Origin of the sequence: uncultured Campylobacter sp., from assembly GCF_937997595.1 — a bacterium.
Taxonomy (GTDB): Bacteria; Campylobacterota; Campylobacteria; order Campylobacterales; family Campylobacteraceae; genus Campylobacter_B.
On sequence record NZ_CALKTS010000220.1, the window covers coordinates 1 to 3362 of the forward strand.

A 3362-nucleotide genomic window follows, 5' to 3' on the forward strand; every position below is an offset into this window, starting at 1 on the left:
CAAACTGTTTTTTGATAGGCTCTTTAAAAATTTCGTCTTTCATCCGTTTCCTTTTTAGTTTCGCTATTTACGCAGCACTCGATTTATATTTTCTGCGCATGCTGAGCGCAGAATTCTCACACCGTGCTTCCTGCACTTACGCGGCACTCTATTTGCGACCGCTACGTATGGAATTTTTGCGCTTAGTTTGCCCCACGCGAAGCATACCTAAATTTTAAAGCTTTGCAGCGCAACTAAGATTTTTTATCGCCCTCGATTCTCGGTGCAGCTCACACTTACCTCGCCTTACATAAGCCCAAGCCCAAGGTGCGTTAAAGCCATGTAGGCAGTGTACCAAGTAACGGGCGCACGACTTTTATATGGGACGACGCAGACGGCTCATTTAATGCACCGTAGATGCGAAACATAGACGGATGCATTAAATTCAAAGCGCACAGCCCGCAAATTTCATCTTTAAGCTTACAAGCCGTAGATTAAAATTTACGGCTTCGTAGTACCGCCTCCGCCTCTGAAACGTCTTTTAAAATCTGCTCTTTAAGCCGCGCTAGATCGCTAAATTTGCGATTTTCACGTAGGAACTTTATAAATTTCACGCAAGCAAATTTCGCGCCGCTGTTTTTGTCCGCAGCCTCTAAAATTTTATTTTCGGCGTCCAAGCTCTCGCTCGTCGCAAAATTTTGTGTAGAAATTTCAGCCGAATTACACGCCGAAATTTCATCTAAATTTTGCACAGAATGTGCGGCTTGCCCCCCGCAGCACGGCGCGCGATCTTGCGCGGAATTTAAACCAGCCTCAAAGCCTGCAAAGTCCCCCAAAATGTGCGTTTCAATCGCAAAAGCTCCGTCGGTGCTGAGCCTGTGCCCCAAGAAGCTCACGCTTGCAAATTCCTTGCTTTCAGAGCGCGTTAGGCTTGCATACACGCCACTTTTTGGCATAAAATAGCCGCTCGCATCAAGATTTAGCGTCGCTACGAACTCCCGCGCCCCGCGCCCCTGACCGCGCACGATCCGCCCGCAGATCTCGTAATTTCGCCCTAAAAGCTCCGCCGCCTCTTCGCACCGACCGCGCGATAAAAGCTCCTTGATCCTACTTGAATGCACGCCGCCGCCGCTTAAGCAAAACTCCCCTAAGACGCAGGTTTGCCCGCGAAATTCGCGCCTTAAAAATTCCACGTCCCACGCCCGATCACGCCCAAATCTAAAGTCCTCGCCCACGACAATTTTTTGTAAATTTATGAAATTCTGCCTTAAAAGTGCGATAAATTCGCCTCCGCTAAGGCTTTTGATAGCGCGTAGATCGCAATAAAAAATCTTTTTGTTCGTAAACGCCTGCCGTGACGCAAAAGGGGTGAGCTTCGTGCCACCACCTGCTAGGATTACGATTATTGCGCCTTGCTCGCCTAGGCGCTCAAATAATTTTTGATGTCCAAGGTGCATACCGTCGAAGTTACCGATCGCTACGGCGTGCACATTATCGCGGTTTGCGCCTTGTAGCGTTGCGAAAATCTCGCCACGTGTGAACTGCTCGCTTAGGCGCGCACGCAGTACTTCCGCACAAGCAGGAAGCGTGCCTTGAGTCTGGACGTCTACGTCATTGCTGCAAGCGTCGTTATAAGCCGTTTTACTGCCAAAAGTCGTTTCATTGCTGCAAGAGGTGTCGGTGTCTGCTTCATCTGCGCGGTGCGCATCGCCGGCTTTGTTTTCACTCAACTCTTGCCTTGGGCGTTTGATATTTTGAGATGAATTTTCTCCATTGCTTGTAAAATTCTGTTCCGTAAAATTTTTCAAGCTGGAATTCTGCGCTACGAAATTTCGCTCTTTAAAATTCCGTAGCGAAGTCCCTGTATGGTCTTTACCTGATTTTTGATTAGCCATTATTTCTGCTTCGTCCAGACGATTTTTTTGGTGTCGTAGCCGCTGTGCTTCGCTTTTTTTAGATAAACGATGCGGATCGGCTCAGGCAGGGTTTTGGTGCGCGAGAGAATATACAGCTCGCTCGTATCGGCGCCGAAGATCAGGGCGTAGCGATAGTCGCCGTCCACCTGCGCCACGCGGTAGAGGGAGTCGGAAATCAGGCCCTTTTGATAGAGCAGGCCTACGCTTTTATCGCCCGCAAACTCCAACACGTGCTGCTCGTTTTCGATTTTGCCAGAGCTTGTTTTGGCGGTTTTTAAAAGATTGATCGTGGAGTTTTTATCGATAAAGCACTCGTACGCGGTGTTTTGCAGCTCGCCGCCGCCCTTCATATGGGCGATCTCATACCAGCCGCCGCTAAATTTAACTATGTCGAAGTTTTTTACGATCGGCGCTTTGGGGTTTAAGCTTTTAGCGCATGAGCCCAAAAATAGCGCGCAAAACGCCAATATAATTAAGTTTTTAAATTTCATCGTTCGTCCTTTTTAGAAGATAGAAAAATTCCCTATTTCCCTCTTTACCCGTGATTTTGCAGGCGCTAGCGTGCAGCACAGCAAGCCCCAGCTCGGCGCATAGCCGCTCAAATTTCGCTCGCGCGGCGCACACCGCTTTTTCGTCCTTGAGCACGCCTTTTTTATTTCGCTTGATCTCCGCGCCGACCTCAAATTGCGGCTTAAATAGCACGATGAGAGAGCTTTTTGCAAGGCTTGCGAGGCTTTTTAAGATCAAATTTAGCGAGATGAAGCTCACGTCGCAGGTGATGAGATCAAATTTCTTCTTGCTTGCAAACTCCCTGATGTCGGTGTTTTCGCGCACGATCACGCGAGGATCGCGCCGCAAAATTTCGCTTAGCTGCGAGCTGCCGACGTCAAGCGCGGTCACGCTCTTTGCGCCGCGCTGCAGTAAAATCTGCACGAACCCGCCGGTGCTACTGCCCACGTCCAAAACATCGGCTCCCGCTAAATTTAAAATATCTTTTTGCGATGGCTTTGTTTGTACCAGCTCCGCGCCGCCTTCGTTGCGGCACGCGCCCACCCTGCCGCCCGATTTGGAGGCTTTCGCCGCATTTAAAATCTCTGCCGTTTCGGCGTCTGCGTTCGTTTGCAAAAGTCCTGCCGTCTCGGGGCCCGCGCTCGTCTGTAAAAATTCTCCTGTTTGCTTGCCTGCACCGGTTTGTAGAAGCACAGCCGTATCGGCGCTAGTTTTTGCGGTACGGATCGCTTCGGTAGTGGCTTTTGCGCTCTTTGTCGTCGTTGCGCTTGGAATTTTAGTCGCTTCGTCTGCGCTCAAAATTTTATCCGTAGCCGTAAAATCTGCGCTTGAAATTTGCGTCGTTACTGCGCCTGCTTTTTGCGTCGCTGTCGCTTTGCTATCCGTGCACTTCGCACTGCTGTACGGCTTTGAAATTTCTGCCGCCGAGTTAGGCGAATTTGCGGCGCAGCTCGCCAA

Annotated in this window: 3 protein-coding genes; all 3 read right to left on the minus strand. The window is 49.8% G+C overall.

Features of this window, described 5'->3' with window-relative positions:
- Window positions 1–473: 473 nt before the first annotated feature.
- Window positions 474–1874: a riboflavin kinase gene (locus Q0614_RS07515; RefSeq protein WP_298787720.1), complete on the minus strand. Its 1401-nt coding sequence runs from the start codon at window positions 1872–1874 to the stop codon at window positions 474–476.
- Window positions 1874–2386: a lipocalin family protein gene (locus Q0614_RS07520; protein ID WP_298787722.1), complete on the minus strand. Its 513-nt coding sequence runs from the start codon at window positions 2384–2386 to the stop codon at window positions 1874–1876. The genes Q0614_RS07515 and Q0614_RS07520 overlap by 1 nt, the downstream gene beginning before the upstream one ends.
- A partial coding sequence (locus Q0614_RS07525; RefSeq protein WP_298787724.1) for an SAM-dependent methyltransferase occupies window positions 2376–3362 on the minus strand: 987 nt, incomplete at its 5' end. The genes Q0614_RS07525 and Q0614_RS07520, both read right to left, overlap by 11 nt.